This window comes from Xanthomonas sp. LMC-A-07 (assembly GCF_030208825.1).
Lineage (GTDB): Bacteria > Pseudomonadota > Gammaproteobacteria > Xanthomonadales > Xanthomonadaceae > Xanthomonas > Xanthomonas campestris.
The window spans coordinates 518013-538044 of the sequence record NZ_JARVTF010000005.1; the positions used below are offsets into that span (position 1 = coordinate 518013).

Annotated in this window: 13 protein-coding genes, 4 other RNA genes and 2 pseudogenes; 4 read left to right on the forward strand and 15 right to left on the reverse strand. The window is 66.5% G+C overall.

The window, feature by feature from the left end:
• Nucleotides 1-532: 532 nt before the first annotated feature.
• The 7 genes from QRM89_RS05255 to QRM89_RS05285 form a co-directional block, all read right to left on the reverse strand.
• Nucleotides 533-922, reverse strand: a complete 390-nt coding sequence (locus QRM89_RS05255) for a DUF2628 domain-containing protein (protein WP_011039284.1) — start codon at nucleotides 920-922, stop codon at nucleotides 533-535.
• 105 nt (nucleotides 923-1027) lie between these two features.
• Nucleotides 1028-2824, reverse strand: coding sequence for a diguanylate cyclase (locus tag QRM89_RS05260; protein WP_235438539.1), 1797 nt, complete (start codon nucleotides 2822-2824; stop codon nucleotides 1028-1030).
• Nucleotides 2825-3007: 183 nt separating this feature from the next.
• Complete coding sequence (locus QRM89_RS05265) at nucleotides 3008-4186, reverse strand: sugar diacid recognition domain-containing protein (RefSeq protein WP_285447447.1); 1179 nt, start codon at nucleotides 4184-4186, stop codon at nucleotides 3008-3010.
• A gap of 58 nt (nucleotides 4187-4244) precedes the next feature.
• A non-coding RNA gene (locus tag QRM89_RS05270) (sX9 sRNA) lies at nucleotides 4245-4318 on the reverse strand.
• A 60-nt stretch (nucleotides 4319-4378) separates the two neighbouring features.
• Nucleotides 4379-5554 carry a glycerate kinase gene (locus tag QRM89_RS05275; protein WP_285447448.1) on the reverse strand — a complete coding sequence of 392 codons (1176 nt, stop codon included), beginning with the start codon at nucleotides 5552-5554 and terminating at the stop codon, nucleotides 4379-4381.
• Nucleotides 5555-5579: 25 nt separating this feature from the next.
• Nucleotides 5580-6890, reverse strand: a complete 1311-nt coding sequence (locus tag QRM89_RS05280; RefSeq protein ID WP_285447449.1) for an MFS transporter — start codon at nucleotides 6888-6890, stop codon at nucleotides 5580-5582.
• A 411-nt stretch (nucleotides 6891-7301) separates the two neighbouring features.
• Nucleotides 7302-8552: a dipeptidase gene (locus tag QRM89_RS05285; RefSeq protein WP_285447450.1), complete on the reverse strand. Its 1251-nt coding sequence runs from the start codon at nucleotides 8550-8552 to the stop codon at nucleotides 7302-7304.
• A gap of 311 nt (nucleotides 8553-8863) precedes the next feature.
• Between QRM89_RS05285 and QRM89_RS05290 the strand changes: the two genes are divergently transcribed.
• The gene (locus tag QRM89_RS05290; RefSeq protein ID WP_285447451.1) at nucleotides 8864-10735 is read left to right on the forward strand and encodes an Svx/AvrXca family virulence/avirulence protein; all 1872 of its coding nucleotides are present in this window, start codon (nucleotides 8864-8866) and stop codon (nucleotides 10733-10735) included.
• Between the two features lie 120 nt (nucleotides 10736-10855).
• Here QRM89_RS05290 and QRM89_RS05295 read toward each other — a convergent pair.
• From QRM89_RS05295 to QRM89_RS05305, 3 genes are all read right to left on the reverse strand, one after another.
• A non-coding RNA gene (locus tag QRM89_RS05295) (sX9 sRNA) lies at nucleotides 10856-10930 on the reverse strand.
• A 172-nt stretch (nucleotides 10931-11102) separates the two neighbouring features.
• Nucleotides 11103-11420: a hypothetical protein gene (locus QRM89_RS05300; protein WP_116891478.1), complete on the reverse strand. Its 318-nt coding sequence runs from the start codon at nucleotides 11418-11420 to the stop codon at nucleotides 11103-11105.
• A gap of 209 nt (nucleotides 11421-11629) precedes the next feature.
• Nucleotides 11630-12799, reverse strand: coding sequence for a class I SAM-dependent rRNA methyltransferase (locus QRM89_RS05305; RefSeq protein ID WP_011039292.1), 1170 nt, complete (start codon nucleotides 12797-12799; stop codon nucleotides 11630-11632).
• Between the two features lie 262 nt (nucleotides 12800-13061).
• On the opposite strand from QRM89_RS05305, the gene QRM89_RS05310 reads away from it, so the two are divergent.
• Nucleotides 13062-14018 carry a TerC family protein gene (locus QRM89_RS05310; RefSeq protein ID WP_285447452.1) on the forward strand — a complete coding sequence of 319 codons (957 nt, stop codon included), beginning with the start codon at nucleotides 13062-13064 and terminating at the stop codon, nucleotides 14016-14018.
• 649 nt (nucleotides 14019-14667) lie between these two features.
• On the forward strand, nucleotides 14668-15456 hold the full coding sequence (locus QRM89_RS05315) for a rhomboid family intramembrane serine protease (RefSeq protein ID WP_285447453.1): 789 nt from the start codon (nucleotides 14668-14670) through the stop codon (nucleotides 15454-15456).
• 131 nt (nucleotides 15457-15587) lie between these two features.
• Here the strand turns inward: QRM89_RS05315 and QRM89_RS05320 are convergent.
• The 3 genes and pseudogenes from QRM89_RS05320 to QRM89_RS05330 all read right to left on the reverse strand — a co-directional run.
• A pseudogene (locus tag QRM89_RS05320) lies at nucleotides 15588-15680 on the reverse strand (glycerophosphodiester phosphodiesterase); the annotation flags it as partial.
• Nucleotides 15681-15833: 153 nt separating this feature from the next.
• A pseudogene (locus QRM89_RS05325) lies at nucleotides 15834-15942 on the reverse strand (glycerophosphodiester phosphodiesterase); the annotation flags it as partial.
• Between the two features lie 141 nt (nucleotides 15943-16083).
• Complete coding sequence (locus QRM89_RS05330; protein WP_285447454.1) at nucleotides 16084-17184, reverse strand: glycerophosphodiester phosphodiesterase; 1101 nt, start codon at nucleotides 17182-17184, stop codon at nucleotides 16084-16086.
• A 77-nt stretch (nucleotides 17185-17261) separates the two neighbouring features.
• Between QRM89_RS05330 and QRM89_RS05335 the strand changes: the two genes are divergently transcribed.
• Nucleotides 17262-17337, forward strand: a non-coding RNA gene (locus QRM89_RS05335) — sX9 sRNA.
• Here the strand turns inward: QRM89_RS05335 and QRM89_RS05340 are convergent.
• Both QRM89_RS05340 and QRM89_RS05345 read right to left on the reverse strand, forming a co-directional pair.
• A non-coding RNA gene (locus QRM89_RS05340) (sX9 sRNA) lies at nucleotides 17330-17404 on the reverse strand. The genes QRM89_RS05335 and QRM89_RS05340 overlap by 8 nt on opposite strands.
• A 173-nt stretch (nucleotides 17405-17577) precedes the next feature.
• Complete coding sequence (locus tag QRM89_RS05345) at nucleotides 17578-19893, reverse strand: TonB-dependent receptor (protein ID WP_285447455.1); 2316 nt, start codon at nucleotides 19891-19893, stop codon at nucleotides 17578-17580.
• Between the last annotated feature and the right edge of the window lie 139 nt (nucleotides 19894-20032).

Consider the following 20032-nt stretch of genomic DNA (forward strand, 5'->3'; position numbering starts at 1 on the left):
ACAGGGCCTGGGAGAGCATACGCGGGCGGTGACAACGGGAATCGGTCATTCAAGCGTCTCGTCGGGGGTGGTGGTGCGACGGAAAGACTTCGTCTTTTCAAACACTTGCGGGGGACAGTGTGCTTTGGATCGATCCAAATCTGGCGCGACGTGTGTCACGGTGTGGCAAAGATTAAGCAAGGCTAAACCGCGGCGCCATACTGCGGCGCAGCAGACCGTACGGACTCAAGCGGAAGGGTGAACCCGGATCTGTTGCGAATTCAGGCAGTTGCCGTGGGCGCAGTGCGGACTGCTGAGGGTACGCAAGCGCCGCTAACGGTTTCGCCCGCTTGTAGTCTCTTTAAAAGCAGTCAACTGGCTTGATCGTCCGGCATTAGCGTTTTGAATCCCGCTTATTCCGCGTATGAGCAAGCAACCGCTCACCGACTCGCTGCGCAGGCTCAGCAAGCCACAGGCATAAAAAAGCCCGGTCGAGACCGGGCTTGGCAACGCTGCGCAGCGGCGGGAGGGGCCGGCGCGGCCATGCCTTGACTTACCAGCGCATGCCTTCGAACGGGTTGAAGCTGGTGCTGCCCTTCACCTTGTCCAGGTAGTAGGCGTAGTTGGCACTCATGCCGGCCAGCAGGGCCAGCGGGATGCTCAAGGCGTTGCCCAGCGAGCCGGGCAGGAACGAGGCAATGATGCCCACCACCAGGCCGATGCCGATCAGGCCCAGCGCCTTGCGCCACAGGCCCAGGATGAAGAAGTAGATGAAGCCGAAGAACAGCGCGTAGAAGTTCATGCCGACCTTGAGCTTCTCGCCGAACGGCAGCGTCTTCAGCGTTTCCTTGTAGGCAGGATCCTTCGGGCCGCCATGACGGTCGAAGAAATCGAAGCGGAACTGCCACTTGGGGCTGAGCTGGGTGCGATCGAAGGTGTCCATTCCGTACCAATATGATTGAAAACGTTTACATGATAGGCGATCGCGTATTCATGAGCACGCTTTTTCGCCACTCGGGACATCACTAGGAACTTGGGCGCTACGGGGTCAGCGCTGGTCGGTAGGGCTGCTGCCACGGCGGGAGCGCCGCAGCGCATACAACGACTTGTCGGCACGGTCGACCACCGCCGCCAGCGCCTCGCCGTCCTGGCGCAGCGCGCTGCCCAGGGTGAAGCGGATCGGCGCATCGTCCGCCGCGTCCAGATAGTCGCGCGCCAGCGCGCTCAGCTGCGCAGGTGTGGGCTGATGCAGCAGCACCAAAAACTCGTCGCCGCCCAGTCGCACCAGGCGGTCCTGGGTGCGCAGCGGCTGGTTGAGGAACCAGGCCATCTGCACCAGCACTTCGTCGCCGCGCTGGTGGCCGTGGGTGTCGTTGACCAGCTTGAACTTATCCAGGTCCACCACGATGCAGCCCCACCGCACGCTGGGGTCGCGCTTGTCCAGCTCGTCCAGATAGCGGCGGTTGAAGCAGTTGGTCAACGGGTCGGTGAAGGACCATTCCAGCAGCTGCTTTTCCTGCTTGTACTGGTTGGTCACGTCCTGCGCGTGCGCCAGCACCACGGTGCCATCGGCTTCCACGTCGAGCACGTTGTGGTACTGCCAGTGGCGCAGGCTGCCATCGCCGGCGACCAGCTCGATCACGCCCGAATCCTGGCCATCGAGCACCATCCGTGACAGATATCCGTGCAAGGCGGCGTGCCGTTCTGGGCGCACCAATTCCACCAGCGCGCGGCCTTCCATGTCCTCGACGCTACGCCCGAGCGAGCGCGCGGCGGCCGGGTTCACGCTGATCAGGCGGCCGTCCATGTCGTGGGTGCAGATCAGCCCCAGGCTGTACTGGAACATCTTGCGGAACTTGCGCTCGCTGGTGGCCAGGGCGTCCACCGCGCGGTGGCGGTCGGTGACGTCCTGGACGGCACCGATCAGGCGCATGCGCCCGTCGGTCATGTCCATCGCACCGGTGCTCTGCACCCATAAGTGGCGTCCGGTGCTGCTGATCAGCGGCAGCTCCAGGTCCCAGGGCGTGCCGTCGCGCGCACAGGCTTCCACCGCCTCGGTGATCACCGCGCGCGCATCCAGCGGATAGAACGCGATCGCCTCGCCCAGACTGGGCCGGTAGCCCGGTGGCAGATCGTGCAGGCGGCAGGTCTGGTCAGACCAGCTCAAGGTGCCGCTGGCCACATCCACTTCCCAGCCGCCCACGCCGGCCACCCGCCCGGTGCGCTCCAGGAACGCTTCGCTCTCGCGCAGGCGCTGCTGCAGCTGGGCGTTGGTCTCGGCACGCTCCAGCATCAGGCGGCGCTGCTCCAGGCCTTCGGCCGCCACCCGTGCCAGATGCCGCAGGGCCTCCAGCTGGGCCGGTTGCAGCTGCCGCGGGCGCTGGTCGATCACGCACACCGTGCCCATGCGCAGGCCATCGGAGAGCACGATCGGGGCACCGGCGTAGTAGCGGATGCCGGGTGCGTCGGTGACCAGTTCGTTGCCGCTGAAACGCGGGTCGTCCGACGCATTGGGCACTTCCATCACCGCGTCATCGAGGATGGCGTGCGCGCAGAACGCCAGTTCGCGCGGGGTCTGCGACACGCCCGGCAGGCCGACGTTGGCCTTCCACCATTGGCGGTGCTCGTCCACCAGCGACACCAGTGCAATCGGCGTGCCGGCGATTGCCTGCGCGGCGGCGGCCAGGGCGTCGAAGAACGGTTCGGCTTCGCTATCGACCACCTGCAGCAACGCCAGCCGCGCCAGGCGGTCGGTCTCGTTGGCCGCAAGCGGCGCTGCTACGTGACGCTGTTTCAACGTGGTCGCTCGCCCGATGTCATCCGCGCAGTCTAGCGGAGCAGGCATAACAGCCCGCGCAGCAAATCCGTGCGCTGTCACGCAGATGTGTCGCTGGCAGAGGGGCGCAACGGCAGGTGCGGCTGCATCCGGCAGCAGTGCGCGGCAACTGATGCAGCAGTGCCGCGTGCGCGTGGAATCTGCACGGCGTCGCCCGCGTCGTGGCACACACAGTGACTGTCCTGCGCAGGCCTACTGGGCGCTGTCGGGCTCGGCCGCGGCGCTGTCCTGGCGCATCTGCAGTGCCAGATACAGGTGCATGCAATCGTCGGTGGTACCGAGGTCCACCGCGCACAGGTCCTGGATGCGCCGCATGCGGTAGTCCAGCGTATTGCGGTGAATGCCCAGCGCCTTGGCGGTGGGCGCCATGCGCATGCCGTTGGCGAACCAGCACGACAAGGTCTGCAGCAACTGGCCACGGCGGTCCTGCGTCAGCAGCGCCTGCAGCGGCTTACGCAGTTCCTCGGCTTGCCAGGCCTGGCGCAGGTCGTCCACCAGCACTGGCAGGCGGTAGTCGTCGAAGAAGAAGGCATCGGCGCCCGGCGTGCGCGCCTTGCCGATGCGCATGGTGGTGCGCGCGATCTGGTGCGACAGCGCCAGCCCGTTGGGCTGCGGAAAATACTGGCCCAGTGCCAGGCGGATGCGCAGCGGGCTGCTGGCACGCATGCGCTCGAGCAAGGTGTGTGCACGCCGGCGTTGTTCGTCCACATTCCATTGCCCGCGCCGGTCCAGCGCCGGTTTCAGCACCACCAGCTCGTTGAGCGCGGTGGCGGCGATCAGGTTGCCGCGCTCGGGCGTGGACAGCAGCGTATGCAGGCGCTGCAGCTCCACCAGCATGGCGTCCAGATCCAGGGTGTCGCTTTCCACTTCGATCACCGCGGCCACGCGCGGCAGATCGAGCGCGATGCCTAGCCGCTCGGCCCAGCCGGCCAGCGCCGGGGTCGGCCCGTCGGTGCGGATCAGCCCCAGTGTGACTTCCTCGCGCAGGCGCGCATCGCGGGCCAGCAGGCGCAGCAGCCCGGCCTGTTCGAGCATGGCCTCGGCGGCCATGCGCACCAGTTCGGCCTGTTGCCCGATGCGCGCAGGGTCGCCGGTCAGGCCCACGCAGCCGAGCACGCGGCCATCGACGATCAGCGGCAGGTTGACGCCGGGACGTACTGCGTCGAGCTGCTGCGCCAGCGCCGCGTCGATCTCCACCCGCCCCTGCCGCGACAGCACCAGCAGCGCGCCTTCATGCAGCTGGCCGATGCGCGCGGGGTCGCCGCTGGCAACGATCACGCCGGTGTGGTCCATCACGTTGACGTTGCCGTCGATGATGGTCATCGAACGGTCGACGATGGACTGCGCCAGGGTGCGGTCGAGCGTAAGCATCGCCCTATGCTAGGGGAAACCCGGCGCCGGCCGCAGTGCGCGGCGCACCACTAAGTGCGGCCAACAAAACGTAGCGAGCAGCCGTCAGGTGAGTGCGGACGGCGCGGAGGAACCGGCAGGCACGGGGGACATGCGGATTTCGTGTACCGGCCGCGCCCGCCTGGCGGCTGCGCAGTCGTTTTGATCGCTGCTCTAAGGCGAGCGCGCCGGGACCGGAAAGGCCGGTTGCGCCAGCGCCATGCCCACCTGCAACGCAGCGGCCACGTTCCGCGCGGCGATGCGCACGTTGCTGGCCGCCTCGGCCAGGGCCTGCTCCACGGTGCAGGCGCGGTGCACCACCGCGAACATCGCTGCGATGCCGTGCGCATGCAGCAGGCCGGCGCCGTTGCCCAGGCAGCCGGCAATGGCGATCACCGGTTTGCCGTGCCGCTGCGCCACCCGCGCCACCCCCACCGGGGTCTTGCCGTGCAGGCTCTGGCTGTCGAGACGGCCTTCGCCGGTGATGACCAGATCGGCGTCGGCGACCAGCGCGTCCAGCCCCAGCGCCTGCGCCACGATCTCCACGCCGGGCCGCAGCTGCGCGCCCAGATAGGCCACCAACGCCGCGCCCAGGCCGCCGGCCGCACCGCCGCCGGGCAGTTCGTGCAGCTGCACGCCCAGGTCGCGCTGCAGGAGGTTGGCGTAGTGCTGCAGGTTGGTATCGAGCTGGCGCACCATGCTGGGCGTGGCGCCTTTCTGCGGGCCGAACACCGCCGAGGCGCCGGTCGGGCCGATCAGCGGGTTGTCCACATCGCAGGCCACTTCGAAGTGGCAGTCCTGCAGGCGCACGTCCAGGCCGTCGGTCTCGATGCGCGCCAACGCGGCCAGCGCGCCGCCGCCTGGGCCGATCGGCGCGCCTTGCGCATCCAGCAACCGCACGCCCAAGGCCTGCGCCAGGCCGGCGCCGCCGTCGTTGGTGGCGCTGCCGCCGATGCCGATGATGAAGCGCCGCGCGCCAGCATCCAGCGCGGCCAGGATCAATTCGCCCACCCCCGCGGTGCTGGTACGCAGCGGCGCGCGTTCGGCCGGTGGCAGCAGCGCCAGGCCGCTGGCGGCGGCCATTTCGATCACGGCGGTGCGGCCGTCGCCGGTCAGGCCGAAGAACGCCGGCACCGGGCTGCCGAGCGGGCCGCTGACCGTGCAGGCGATCACCCGCCCGCCGGTGGCGGCCACCAGCGCGTCGACCGTGCCTTCGCCGCCATCGGCGACCGGCACCTTGGTGTAGTGCCAGTTAGGGAACACCTCGCGGAAGCCGGCCTCGATCTGGGTGGCCACCTGCAGCGCGGACAGGCTTTCCTTGTAGGAATCGGGGGCGATGACGATCTTCATGAGGGCACTCGCTTGGACGGACGCATCACTGGTTCACCGCGCGCGCCGGCACCCGCAGCACCAGCGCGGCGCCCAGCACCATGGCCGCGGCCAGCACGTACAGGGCCAGCTCGGTGCTGTGGGTGGTGTCCTTGATCCAGCCCACCAGATAAGGGCTGACGAAGCCGGCAACCTGCCCGGTGGAATTGATCAGCGCCAGCCCACCGGCGGCCGCGGCGGCAGTCAAAAAGCCGTTGGTCAGCGGCCAGAACAGCGGCAGCCCGCTGACCGCGCCCATCGTGGCCAGGCTCATGCCCAGCAAGGCCAGCCACAGGTGGTCGGTGAGCGCGGCGGCCAGGCACAGGCCGGCGGCGCCCATCAGCAGCGGGATCACCAGATGCCAGCGGCGCTCGCGGCGGCGGTCGGCCGAACGCCCCATCAGCACCATGAACACCGCCGCGGCCAGGTAGGGGATGGCGCTCATCAGGCCGATCCGGGTCGGGTCGGTGACGCCGCTGCCCTGGATGATCGACGGCAGCCAGAAGTTGATCGCATACACCCCGCTCTGGATGCAGAAGTACACCGTGCCCAGCATCCACACCGCCGGGTTGCGCAGCACGGCCGCCAGCGAGGTGGACGCCCCGGCCGGCTTGCCCGCTTCATCGGCGTCCAGCGCGCGGGTCAGCGCCTGCTTCTCGCTCGGGGTCAGCCAGCGGGCCTGCTGCACGCCATCGCTGAGCAGGAACCACACGCCAACGCCCAGCAGCACGGTGGGCACGCCCTGCAGCAGGAACATCCACTGCCAGCCGGCCAGCCCGCCCTGCCCGGCCGAAAAATGGCTCAGGATCCAGCCCGACAACGGCCCGCCCAGCACCCCGGAAATGGGAATGGCCGACATGAAGATGGTCATGACCCGGCCATGCTGCGCGCGAGGGAACCAGCGCGTCAGGTACAGCACGATGCCCGGGAAAAAGCCGGCCTCGGCCGCGCCGGTGAGCAGGCGCAGGGTGTAGAACCCGGCCGGGGTGCGCACGAACATTAGGCCGGTGGAGAGCAGGCCCCAGCTGATCATCATGATCGCCACCCAGCGGCGCGCGCCCAGCCGCTGCAGGATCAGGTTGCTGGGCACCCCGCACGCCAGGTAGCCGATGAAGAAGATGCCCGCACCCAGCCCGTACACGGTCTCGCTCATGCCCAGATCGCCCAACATCTGCAGCTTGGCGAAGCCGACATTGACCCGGTCCAGATAGTTGAACAGGTAGCAGACGAACAGGAACGGGATCAGCCGCAGCAGGATCTTGCGGTAGGTGGCGGCCATGCCGTCAGGGTGCGGCAGGGGCCGGGAGGCTGGGGTCATCGCACGCTCCAACTCAGGGGTCGTCCAGGCGAACCGGACGCCGCAGCGCCCGCACCGCGGAAGGGGTGAACGCATTCTAATTGGCGCTTTTTCCTGAAATCTTCGGCAGAGCGTTGCCTGTAGTGGCGCTTGCAAACGCCGGTTTTCGTGCAAACACCCAAACGGAGCGCTTCGGCCTTATCAGCCCGGGCAGCCTACCTAGCCGAGCCAGCCACTGCCGCCGCGGGCCCGACCGCTGCCAGACAACCCCCACCATCAGACGCGGCGAGCGCTGCCCGCTACCTCAGAGCACGGACGCAGGCACCCCGAGCCGAATCACGCCGCAGCCATCACCCCATCCACCCACAAGCCATCCAGCCCCACCGCTCTCCCTGCACAGCGCCCTGCCCCCACCGCGCACGACCAACCGCTTCAACGATTCCCCACTCCCGATTCCCGATTCCCAGCCGCATAGGCCTGCGCCTGCCCCATCACCCGCAGCAGGTTGCCGCCCCAGATGCCGGCGATCTGCTGTTCGGTGTAGCCCTTGCGCAGCAGCCAGGCGGTGATACGCGGGAGCTTGGAGACATCTTCCAGCCCGACCACGCCACCGCCGCCATCCCAGTCCATGCCGATTCCCACATGCGCGGGCCCGGCGATCTTGAGCACGTGCTCCAGATGCGCGAAGAAATCCTCTTCGGTCGCGCGCTTGACCGGGTAGCGCGCATCCAGTGCCTTGAGCGCTTCACTCAGGGCGGTGCCGTCAGACATCTTCAAATGCTCCCAGCCGCCGTATTGGTCGGCCAGCGCCTTCTCGGCGGCCTTGCGCTCGGGGCTGGCGCCGCTGTCGATGAGATAGCCGCCATACGAATTCACCTGGATCACCCCGCCATGCGCGGCCAGCACCTTCAGGCGTGCGTCGTCGATGTTGCGCGGGTGGTTGTAGACCGCCCGCGCGCCGCTGTGCGAGAGCACGATCGGCACCGGCGACAACGCGATCAACTGGTCGAACACCGCATCGGAGGCATGCGATTGATCGATCACGATGCCCAGTGCCTGCGCCTGCTGCACCAGTTGCTTGCCGGCCGGGCTCAGGCCTTTCCACTCGGCCCCTTTCGGGTCGGTGGCCGAATCGGCGAACTCGTTGTTGAGAAAATGCACCGTGCTCATCAGCCGCAGGCCCTGCGCGTAATAAAAGCGCAGCAGCGACGGGTCGGCCACCAGCGGGCTGGCGTTTTCCATGCTGATGTAGACCACGCGCTTGCCGGCGGCCTTGATGCGCGCGGCATCGGTGGGCGTGGTGGCCAGCGCGAAGCGTTGCGGCTGGGCGGCCAGCAGGTTGTGGATCTTCATCAGCCGCTGCAGGCCAGCGTCGCGGTCATCCAGATGCGCGGCCGCACTGCGATTGCCTTGCCCGGTATAGACCGCCCAGAAGCCGCCATCGAGCGCGCCTTCGAGCATGCGCGGGTAGTCCACCTGCGACAGCCGATTGCCGGCATGGCCCTGCATCACATCGAAATCGCCGCGCTCCAGATTGGCCGGCGTGTCCAGGTGCGAATCCAGCGTGACCAGGCGCTTTTGCAGTGCGCTGGCGCGGGCCAGCTCGGCGGCGGAAAACTCCATCGCCTGCGCCGAGGAGGTGGCGGCCAGCAACAACGACAAATACAGCGTGTGCAGTTTCATGCGGTCTCGCTTGGAGGGGGGGTCACCGGATCATAGCCGCAGGTGTCGGCGCGGCGGGCACCCGCATTGCGTCATCGGCTGGCCGTCATCGGGCGGGCGCAGCGGCGCAATGTCCACCGGTGCCACAGCACGAACGCCGACCGCGTTGCAGAACCGAATAATCCATCTTCAAACCAATTGCAGACCCGCGCGCGCTGCGCACACTTGCGCCGCCGCCCCTCCAACGGCCTGCCACCGCCCTCGCTTCGCCACACCGCCCCAGCGCGTGTGTGCGGTGGCGTGCGCGCCTTCACTCATGCCCGAGCGCCCTCATGCCCAACGCATCGCCTGCATTGCCCCGCCGCCTGTCCGCCCGCCGTCTACTGGCCGCCGCCCTGATCGCCACCGGGCTGCTGGGTGCCGCCTCCACCGCCAGTGCGGCCTGCACGGCCGGTACCTGGACTGCGCGCGCCAACGAAGCCGGCATGCCACCGGTGCGTTATGAAACCACGCACTTTGCGTTCCGCTGGAATGGCGACGGCGTGTCCAGCGCCGACGTCCGCGCGGCTGGCGAGCACCTGGAGATGGTCTGGGATACCTTCATCAATCGCCTGCAATTCCCCGAGCCGGCCTGCACCAGTGCCACCAAGACCAAGGCCAGCATCCACCTGGATCCGAGCTTCGGGCTGAGCGGTGGGGTCACCGGCAGCGGCAACATGGGCATGTGGATGGCACCGGGCGGCCTGCGCGATCACTGGGGCCTAGCACACGAACTCACGCACGCACTGCAGGGGCAGACGCAAAGCCTGCGCGACTCCGACTACACCGGCTGGATCTGGGAATCGCACGCCAACTGGATGACCCACCAGCTGCCGGAATTCCACGCCAGCGACGTGCATTGCTCCAGCATGCTGGTGAACTACCCGCACCTGTATCTGGGCTCCACCCGCGACCGTTACTGCAACTGGCAGTTCCTGGAGTACCTCAAGAACCGCTACGGCTACGCCATCGTCAACGACCTGTGGGCCAAGGCGCCCAAGCCGGGCGATCCGGCGCAACGCAGTGCCGACCCGTTTTCGGTACTCCGCACCAACATGGGCTGGACGCAGGCGCAGTTGAACGATGTGTTCGGCGACTGGGCGCTGCGCAACGTCAACTGGGACTACACCAACCCCGATGGCAGCGATCAGGGCGCGCTGTACCGCGCGCGCTACGGCAGCAACCTGGCGTTCGATCCGCAACGCACCCAGGACTGGGACAACCGCGACCGCGCGCTGCGCATGACCGTGCTCGACCCGGTCGCCGGCCAGGCCAACCGCTACCGCGTGCCATTCGAATGGGCGCCACAGCGCTGGGGCTACAACCTGGTGCAGCTGATCCCCGCTGCCGGCGCCACCAGCATCGGCGTGAGCTTCGAGGGCCAGGTGCAGGCTGCGCCCGCGGTCACCGCATTGCCCGGCCTGGTGACCGACCCGGCCAGCATTCCAGCCCCGGATTCGGACTGGCGCTGGGGGGTGGTCAGCATCGACAGCAGCGGCCGCGCGCGCTACAGCGCCCTGCAGCGCGGCGCCAAAGCCAGCGTCACCGTGGCCCTGCGCAGCGGCGACCGCGCGGTGTACCTGATGGTGATGGGCGCGCCCACCACCATGCACAAGATCAAGTGGGACCAGTCCTATTACGCGATCTATCGCTACCCGTGGAGCGTGACCCTGAGCAACGCGGCCGCGGCCGGCAGCCAGCCCGGCGCGCCCACGCCCACGCCGGTGGGCCGCCGGCATGCCAACGGCGGCGGCTGGGTGGCCAACACCGCCAATGTCGCCTCCACCGCCTATGTGGGGCCGTTTGCGCGCGTGCTGGCCGGCAACGTGCTGGGCAATGCGCGCATCGACGGCCACGCCACGGTGATGGGCGGCACCGTGCAGGGCAACGCGGTGCTCGGCGGGCTGACCGTGTGGCACCCCGGCGCGGTGATCGGCAACACCGCGCAGGCCCAGACCGTGTTCATGGGCCCGGGCGCCTTCGGTGCGGTCACCGTGGCCGGCACCACCCAGGTGCGCGGCGACCTGGAGCTACGCGAAGGCACCACACCTAGCCAGGGCGTGTTCTACGGCTATGCCGACACCGAGACGATGCGCAACCCCGAGTTCGGTGCAGACCTGCGCCAGGCGGTGCCGGAGATCACTGCGCGGCCGGCGGGCTGGTAATCAAGCTGTTGCGCTGAGCGTTGTCTGCCCCGCAGACAGCGCGCGCTGGCCAGGAAGGCCGTGCGTGCGGTGCTGGCGCGATCACGGCCGTGGATCGCGCAGCACGCATGTCTTTAGAGCGGCTAACAAAACGTAGCGAGCAGCCGTCAGGTGGGTGCGGACGGCGCGGAGGAACCGGAGTGTACGGGGGTACATGCCGATTGCGAGTACCGGCCGCGCCCGCCTGACGGCTGCGCAGTCGTTTTGATAGCTGCTCTTAGTTTGCGCGTGCGGTGACACGCGTGAGTAGCCCAGCAACGCGCGCATCGGACACACATCGCGTGCTGATCAACAGCCTGCGCTCACACTGCAGCGCGCGCCGAACCACTCAGTCGTCGAGTTCGGCCAGCCGCGCACGCACGCTGTCGGCATCGATGTGGTCGCGCAGGTGCGGCCACTGCCGTGCCCACACCGACAGGAACACGATCCAGGCGCCAAACACGCCCAGGCAGGTCGAACCCAGTGCCAGGATCAGCGGATGCAGCGGCGACTGCACGCCGGTCTTGAACAGATACATGAAGGCCCCGGCGAACAGCAGCCACACACCGAACACCGGCCAATTGCTGGCCAGCAGGCTGGTGTTGGGGCGCTCAATCTGGCGCAACAACCGGCGCAGCGCCTTGCGTTCGTCGTCGTGGATGGTCATCGCCAGGCCTCTGCTGCGGGATGTGGAGGGCGGCAACCCACTGGCTGCCAGGCGCGCGGTGATGGCGCACGTGCAGCGCGGCAGCGTGTAGCCATGAGCCCCTTGCATGGTGCCAGGGCATGGCGCGGGCATCACGCCTCGATCGTACTGCGGCCCGCCTCATCGCCCCCGCCGATACCCACGGCACCGGCAGGGAGCTAAGGACGTTGTCAGTCGACCACGCGGCAGAACACCGCCTTGAGATAACGCGATTCCTGTACGTGCGCCATGAACGGATGGTCCGGGCCGGCACCGGCCACCTTGAGGATCTGGATGGTGCGCCCGGAGAAATACGAAGCGCGCCGCAGCATGTCCAAAAACTCCTGCTCGGCCACCAGACCGGTGCACGAGAAGGTCGCAAACAGGCCGCCCGGCTTGACCACGCCCAGCGCCAGTTTGTTCATGTCCAGGTACTTCTTCAGCGCCGGAATCACCTGCTCGCGGTCGCGGGTCATCTTTGCGGGGTCCAGGATCACCACGTCGTATTTCTCGCCGCGGTTGGCCGCATCGCGCAGCCACGGAAAGATGTCGGCCTGCACGAACTTCGGGCGCACGTTGTTGAGCTTGGCGTTGCCCTTGGCAATGGCGATCACGTCTTCGTCGATGTCCACGCCCAGCACCTCGGTGGCGCCGCGCGCAGCCGCATACACCGCAAACCCGCCGGTGTTGCAGCACAGGTCCAGCACGGTCTTGTCCTTGACCTGCTCGCTCAGCCACTGGCGGTTCTCGCGCTGGTCGGCAAAGAAACCGGTCTTGTGCGCACCGGCCGGGTCGGCACGGAACTTGATGCCGTACTCGGTGATCACCGACGCTTCGGTGGTGGTGTTGCTGTGGAAATCGAAGCTTTCCTGCTTCTGCACATGCTCATCGGCAAAGCTGTGGAAACGGCAGCCGGGGAACTGCTCGCGCAAGGCCTCGTAGATCCACTCGCGGTGGCGGAACATACCGGCGGCGAAGAATTCCACCACCACCAGGTCGCCATAGCGGTCCACCACTAGCCCGGACAGGCCATCGCCTTCGCTATGCACCACGCGCCAGGCATCGGACACGCCATCGAGCTGCAGCCAGTCGCGGCGCAGGCTCACTGCCGCGGCGATCTTGCGCGAGAACCAGCCCGCATCCACCGGCACCGACTGGTCGGTTTCCAGGATGCGCACGGCGATGCGCGAGTGGCCGTTATAGAAGCCGCGGCCGATCCATTCCCCATCGACGCCGACCACATCGACGATGGTGCCGGGTTTGGGCTTGGCGGCGGGCTTTTCCACCAGCTTCTGGAAGATCCACGGGTGGCTGGAGCGCCACGCATTCTTGAGTCGGACGACGGGGACAGGAGTATTCATCCGCCCATTGTATCCGGCCGGATTGACGTGCCCGGCCCCTGCCCGCAGAATCGGCGCCAGAAGGGGAGTAGCTCCCAGCGTTGTCGCCGTCATTACGAGTCCTGTCCGTCAGGCGCTCCGGTGCAACGGCAACCGGCCCGGCCGGTTGCGAGCGAGACCTTCGCCGCGCAGGCGAAGGTCCGTCACCCGGAATCCACGATTTCCGTGTCACAAGGCCTCAGCCCACCGGCTGTCCAGGTCGTTTCACTTTTCGGGATTCTTTATGCAAACCATTGGCAATGTCTGGTTATGGGGCGGCTTCGGGGTCGTGGTGATCGCCGCGCTGCTGATCGATCTGGTGCTGATGCGCCATGGCGGCGCCCACAAGGTCACCTTCAAGGAAGCCACCTGGTGGAGCATCGGTTGGGTGCTGCTGGCGCTGGCCTTCAACGCCGGGCTGTGGTGGTACCTGCAGGGCACGCTGGGCGACGCGCAGGCCGACCAGATCGGGCTGCAGTTTCTGACCGGTTACCTGGTCGAGAAATCGCTGGCGGTCGACAACATCTTCGTGTTCCTGATGGTCATGACCTACTTCGGCGTGCCGGAGGAACAGCGCCAGCGCGTGCTGATCATCGGTGTGCTGGGCGCCATCGTGCTGCGCGCGATCATGATTTTCGCCGGCTCGATGTTGCTGGCCAAGTTCCATTGGCTGCTGTACGTGTTCGGCGCGTTCCTGCTGCTGACCGGTATCAAGATGTGGTTCTCCGCCGGCAAGGAGCCGGATCTGGAAACCAACCCGGTGTTGCGCTGGATGCGCAGCCACCTGCGCCTGAGCCCGCAGTATCACGGCAACCTGCTCAGCGTGATCAAGGATGGCAAACGCTGGTTCACCCCGCTGTTTGTGGTGTTGATCCTGATCGCGGTGATCGACGTGATCTTTGCGGTGGACAGCATCCCGGCGATCTTTGCGATCACCACCGACCCGTTCATCGTGCTGACCTCCAACGTCTTCGCGGTGCTGGGCCTGCGCGCGATGTTCTTCCTGCTGGCCGGCATGGCCGACCGCTTCCACCTGCTGCCGTACGGCCTGGCGGTGATCCTGGTGTTCATCGGCACCAAGATGATGATCATCGATCTCTACAAGATCCCGGTGCTGGTCTCACTGGCCGTCGTGGTCGCCATCCTCATCGCCACCATCGTGCTGAGCCTGCTGCGCCCGGCGAAGCCGGCTGGGCACTAAGGGGCTGGGATTGGGGAATCGGGATTGGGGATTCGTGAATGGCAGCGCCGCGTGCGCTGCTCGTCTCTGGCGCACCGGCCATCTTGAGGGGTCCCTGCCCGCCCACCATCGCGGGCCCTGACGCGGTATGGATGCCGCGTCAGCGCTTACAAGGATGGACTTGCGGCGTGTCCCGCGATGGTGCGCGGGCAAGGGCCCTGCAGCCAAGCGACAGATCAACAATCAGAAGCTAGGTGAGTCGAGGGCGCGGTGCCCTCACCGCTCGCGGGACACGCCGTGAACCCGTCCCTGGGGGCTCGGTGGCGGCATCCATGCCGCCACACGGTCCCGCAAGCGGCGAGGACACCGCACCAGAAAGTCTGCTGGTTGCTTTGTTGAAAGCCATAAACACCGACCATCTCCGATGGTCCTTGCCCGCCTACCGTCGCGGGACCTTACGCGGCAGGGATGCCGCGTCAGCGCTTACAGGGAGGTACTTGCAGCGTGTCCCGCGATAATGGGCGGGCAAGGGCCCTGCAGCCAAGCCGTAGATCGTCCAGGCTGATGCGCCAACGATCGGAGCCGGGAGTGGATTGTCCCGTCGCCGGGCCTGCTTATCCCGAGCTGGGTAGGCTTGTAAAAAAACCCGTGCGACGCCATCCGTGAAGGCATGACCTCGCATCCTGCTGCCACCGCCGACGCCACCACGCAAGACCGCCTGGATCGCTCCCGGGTGCTGCGTGCCTTCAACCTCAGCCTGGCTGCCGTGCTGCTGCTGGTGGCCGTGTTCACCGCCCAGGGCATGTTCGACTGGCGTGCGTGGGCGGTGGCGCCCCTGCAGGCCGACGGGCTGATCGGCATCCTCACCGCGCCACTGTTGCACGGCTCGCTCGCGCATCTGGGCGCCAATGCGGCCGCGCTGCTGATCCTGGGCACCCTCGCCGGCAGCGTGTATCCGCGTGCCACCGCGATGGCGTTGCCGCTGCTGTGGCTGGGCTCGGGCCTGGGTGCATGGCTGCTGGGCGACCCCGGCAGCCGCCACCTGGGGGCGAGCGGTGTCACCCACGGGCTGATGTTCCTGGTGTTCGTGCTGGGCCTGCTCCGCCGCGACCGCCCGGCGATCGCCACCAGCATGATCGCGTTCCTGTTCTACGGCGGCATGCTGATGACCATCCTGCCGCACGAATCCGGCGTGTCCTGGCAATCGCATCTGGGCGGCGCGGTGGCCGGCCTGATTGCCGCGCTGCTCCTGCGACTGCGCGACCCGCAACAGGCCAAGCCGCGCTACAGCTGGGACGACGAGGACGAAGACGCTGCCTGGGAGGTCAGCAACGCCGAGCACGCCATGCTGGAACCGCCGCCACCGCGTCAGGTGCCGGTGCTGTGGCAACGGCAGGACGATGGCTCGGAAAACGTGGTGCTGCATTTCCCGCCACGCGAGCGCCCACCGGGCGCGTAGTGGGCGTTCTGCAGGCGACTAACCAAGTAATCAGTGCTGTGCCGCGTTTGTAGGAGCGCGCTTGCGCGCGATGAAGCGTCACGGGTAACGCCCCATCGCGCGCAAGCGCGCTCCTACGCACTCCGCGTTACCTACCACGGTGTCTGCCCGCTCAACGCGCGTCGCGCCAAGCCCGTCTTGCCGGCGAAGAATGCGTCGATGCCGGTGCAGAGATAGCGTTGAATTGCGCCAGTGCACCAGGCACGTAACACCATTCTTCAAACAACCGCCGACCAATCCACGTCGCCGCCCGCCTCACGTAGGAGCGCGCTTGCGCGCGATGAAGCGTCACCGGTAACGCCCCATCGCGCGCAAGCGCGCTCCTACGCAGGCGTTACCTACCACGGTGTCTGCTCGTTCAACGCACGCCGTGCCAGGCCCGGGTCGTCGGCGAAAAAACGCGTCGATGCCGTTGCAGAGATAGCGCTTCAATTCCGCCAGTGCGCCACGCACGTACAACCATTCTTCAAACAAACCACCGACCAATCGACGTCGCTGCCCCGCCCCACGTAAGAGCGCGCTTGCGCGCGACGAAGCGTCACCGGTAACGTTCCATCGCGCGCAAGCGCGCTCCTACGTATGCGTTGCTTACCGCGGTGTCTGCTCGTTCAACGCACGCCGCGCCAGGCCCGGGTCGTCGGCGAAAAACGCATCGATGCCGGTGGCCAGATAGCGCTTCAATTCCGCCAGCGCACCCGCTTCGTTACGTTGGGTCGGCGCACCGCCACTGCGGTTGTCGGCAGCGAGAAAGTAGTTTTCCGGACGAAAGGTGTACGGCTGCACCTGCAATCCCGCCGCATGCGCATCGCGCACCAGACTGGTCGGTTGACCCAGGCGCTGCTGCGCATCCAGCGGAATGATCGCGCGGATGTCCGGGCCGATCGCGTCGGCATAGGTGGCAACCTGCGTGAGCCCGGCCGGGGTCATCAGTTGCGCATAGGTGGCTGGCGCAGCGCCCTTGCCCGCATCGGGCAGCGCCATCTGCGCGCCACTGAGCAATTGCAGCAGCCGGATGTTGCTCTGCCGCCCGATCTTGCCGCGCAGGTAGCGCAGGTTGGTGGTCTCGAACGACTGGATCACCACCGGCGCCGTGCGCGTATACGCGTGCGCTTGCAGGGTGGCCAGCACCTTGTCTTCCATCGCCAGGCCCAGGCCGCTGAAATAGCTCGGGTGCTTGATCTCAGGAATCAGCCCGATCGTGCGCCCTGTGGCGGCCGACTCCGCCGCAACGAAGTCGATGATCTCGTCCAGCGTCACGATCTGAAAATGGCCATCCCACTGCGTGCCACGCAACTGCGGCAACCGCTCACGCGCGCGCAGGGTCTTCAACTCGGCCAGGGTGAAGTCTTCGGTGAACCAGCCTTCCAGCGCCTGGCCATCGATGGTCTTGCGCGTTTTGCGCGCGGCAAACTCCGGATGGCTGGCCACGTCGGTGGTGCCGCCGATCTCGTTCTCGTGGCGCGCCACCAGCACGCCATCCTTGGTCGACACCAGATCCGGCTCGACGAAATCAGCGCCATCGACGATGGCCTTGGCGTAGGACGCCAAGGTATGTTCCGGGCGCAATGCGCTGGCACCTCGGTGCGCAAAGATCTGCACCGTCTTGGCCAGCGGCGCCTCTGCAACGGCGGGACCGCTCATGCCGGCCATCATCGCTCCCAAGACTAGAACACGGTGGAACTGCATCATGCCTTTCTCCAACGAAAAAGCAGCCATCAAAACCAAAGCATGATCGCCAGGCGAACGCGGCCGATTGGTGGTACGGCATGTACGACACGTACACCTCGCTTTCTCCGCAGCGTCCGTACCCGCCTGGCAACCACGCGCTAAGAGCGGCTAACAAAACGTAGCGAGCAGTCGTCAGGTGGTTGCGGACGGCGCGGAGGAACCGGAATGCACGTGGGTACATGCCGATTCCGAGCACCGGCCGCGCCCGCCTGACGGCTGCGCAGTAGTTTTGATAGCTGCTCTAAGTCTTGTCAGCCACTCTAAAACTAACAGCGTCCATCAGCATCGGAAATCCGTAAGCAGCAGCAAGACCCGCCGTTACGAATCCCCAATCCCGATTCCCCAATCCCTAACTCAGAACTTCGCATCCAACGTCAAAAACACCTGCCGCGGTGCACTGGCGTGAAACGCGAGCTGGCGGCCATTCGGATCGCTGTTGGCGAACGCGGTGAGGTTGGAGGCGTAGCGCTTGTCGGTGAGGTTGGTCACGTTGAGCGAGAGCTTCAGCGACTGCAGCATGCTGACCTGGCCAAACTCATAGCCGGCGCCGGCATCGAACGAGGTGTAGCCGCCAAAGCCCTGATCATTGGTGTAGGTGTAGAAGCGCTCACCGGTGTACTTGCCACGCAGGTTGACGTTCCAGCCAGCGTAGTTGAAGGCGATTTCGCTGGCGAGCATGCGCTTGGGCGTATCCACTGTGGTCTTGCCCGCGGTGGGAATGGTCACCCCGTTCTGCACATAGTTGTCGTCGTAGGTGGAGCGGTTGATCGAGGCCGAGTTGTACCACTGCAGGTAGCTGGTGGGCTTCCAGATCACCGTCAGTTCGCCACCGCGGCTGCTCACCGAACCCACGTTGAAGAAGCGTGTGGTGCAGGCCGGCGTGGTGCCCTGCTGGATGCTGGCGCAGGGGTTGAGCGAGAGCAGGCGGTTGTCGAAGGTGACGTCATAACCGACCAACGAGGCTTCGAAGCGGTCACGCACGAAGCGATAGCCGGCTTCCAGCGTGCGCGACTTTTCCGGCTCCAGCGTGCCCACGCTGGCATCGAACGAGGCCTGCGTCACCAGCAGCGGGCCACCGGCGCCACCGCCCTGGAATGCGGCGATGTTTTCCGCGTACGAGGCGAACACTTCCTGCCCTTCGGCAAGGCGATATCCCAACCCGATCTGCGGCAGCACCGACTCGCTGGCCTTGATCGAGCCGGTGGCCACCGGCGCTTCCACTGCGATGCCCGGCGTCTCGCGCGCGGTCATTTCGGTGCTTGGGCTCTTGATGCCCAGATCCACGCTCAGGCGGTCGTCGAGAAACTTGAAGTTGCCCTGCACGTAGAACTGCCGCGTGGTGATGATGTAGTTCTGCGAGAACAGCCGGCGGTCGGGATCCTGCAGGAACTTGTCATCGCTGACCGGACCATCGATCCAGTAGAAATTGCGCTCCACATCGTGGTGATTGCGCTCGTACCACAGTCCGGCTTCCAGATGATGCGGGCCCAGATCCCAACCGAGTGAGGCGATACCGCCAGTGCGATTGATCCAGTAATTGGTGCTGCGGATCGAGATCGGCAGTGCCTGCGGCGTACCCGGGTTGGACGCTTGACCCGGTGACCACCAGTGGCCCTGGCCCTTGTTTTCATGGTGATACACCTGCGTGTGCAGGCTGATCGCATCGTTGGGCTGGAAGTCGCCGGCCACGTAGAACAGGTCGTCGTCGCGCAGCGCGCGGCTCTGGTAATACGCGTCGTCCACGTTATCCACGCCACCACTGAAGCCGCAGCGCGCCGCATTGCGCGTGGCCGGTGCGCAGTACGCCGCCGCCAGTGCGCGGTTCCAGTCCGGCGCATACAGGTTCCAATCCCAACCCAGGCCACGCGCCATGCCGCTCTTGGACAGGTAGGAATAATCGGCTTGCGAGGTGCGCGAGGTATCGGCAAATGCGGTCAGCTTGCCGCCGTCGAACTGATACACGCCCTTGGCATTGAACTGCCGGGTGGTGGTCGGCGACTCGGGGCGCGCCCACATGTCGGCTTCGGCATTGATGCCGGACACATACGCCGAGAACCCGTTGTAATCACCGGTATCAATACGCAGGAAGGTGCGGCGGTTGGCATCGGAGCCCACCGTCTGCGACACCTGGCCGCCAAATACGCTGGACGGATCGGCCGAGTAGTACTGGATGGTGCCGCCGAGGTTGCTGGTCGACGCGGTACCGAGCGCACCGATACCCGAAGCCAGCTCCACGCCGCCGAAATTCTCGGCGATCAGCGCGCGGCTGATGTTGAGGCCGTTGTAGTTGCCGTACGCGTTATCGCCCAGCGGCAACCCATCGAGCGTGTAGCCCAGACGCGTGCCGTTGAAGCCACGCAGGCTGATTGTTTGCGACTCTTCGTTCGCGCCGAAGGCATCGTTGGACTGGACGTTGACGCCCGGCATGCGGTTGAGCAGCTTCTGGATGCTGGTGCCCGGCGGCAGCACCGGAATGTCCTGCTGGGTGATGCGCTGCACCTGACGGGTTTCGCCCTGACCGATCACCGACACCGCATCGAGTTGCTGCACGGTTCCCGTTGCGGCAGACGCGTCGGCACCTGCCTCGGTAGGCGTATCGGCGGCGCGCACGGCCGGTGACAGCACGAGCGCGGTAAGGACAGCGGCACTGAGGAGATGGGTCTTGGGCATGAGCGGCGTGGGGGAAGAGTCAAAAGATGGCGGCAAGCGTGCGACAGCTGTCTTGCGCCGATGCGACGGCCGCATGACAGTGCGGCGACAGTCGCTGCGTTGCGCGCGCCGTCACTGCGTGGCGCCGGCATGCAGCTGT